This is a genomic window from Methanocalculus natronophilus (assembly GCF_038751955.1).
GTDB lineage: Archaea > Halobacteriota > Methanomicrobia > Methanomicrobiales > Methanocorpusculaceae > Methanocalculus > Methanocalculus natronophilus.
Genome location: NZ_JBCEXH010000032.1, coordinates 314 through 845, shown reverse-complemented (window position 1 = coordinate 845; position 532 = coordinate 314). Strand labels below are relative to the sequence as shown.

Sequence of the window (532 nt, the reverse complement as noted above, 5' to 3'; positions counted from 1 at the left end):
CTCTATTTCTGTTGTCAGAAAAGGTAAAGTAAGACGTGCGAAATTGAACTACATCCGCGGACGTAGTGCTAAGCAATCTCGTATTAAAGAACGTCGATAATAAAAAGCCTTTCAAAAGGCTTTTTTTATTCTGAAAAAATCTATGAAAATGGTTTGAAAACATTTTCATAAAGTGCTATAATATTGCAAAGGAAAGAAGGTGGTTTAATGAGTAAAGCGACAATTTATGATGTTGCCGGTGCAGCGCGCGTATCATTAGCGACTGTTTCACGAGCAATCAACAACCCTGAAAAAGTTAAACCTGAAACACGCGAGCGTGTGTTAAGGGTTATTGAAGAATTAGGGTATAAACCAAACGCATTTGCCAAAGGATTAGCAAGCCGTAAATCAACGACGGTAGCGGTTCTTGTCCCAGATATGTCTAGAGCATCAATCGCTGAGATGATGAATGGGATTGCCGATATTGCAAGGGTTTATAAGTATTCAATTTTACTCTATATTTTAGACAGCGAAGAAACGACAGAAGAGGATG

2 protein-coding genes are annotated in these 532 nt (G+C 38.3%); both read left to right on the top strand.

Features of this window, described 5'->3' with window-relative positions; genetic code table 11:
- The first annotated feature begins 4 nt into the window (after positions 1-4).
- A complete protein-coding gene (locus tag ABCO64_RS10200) occupies positions 5-100 on the top strand; it encodes a 50S ribosomal protein L19 (protein WP_343089379.1) in 96 nt (31 codons plus the stop codon).
- Positions 101-207: 107 nt separating this feature from the next.
- A partial coding sequence (locus ABCO64_RS10195) for a LacI family DNA-binding transcriptional regulator (protein ID WP_343089378.1) occupies positions 208-532 on the top strand: 325 nt, incomplete at its 3' end.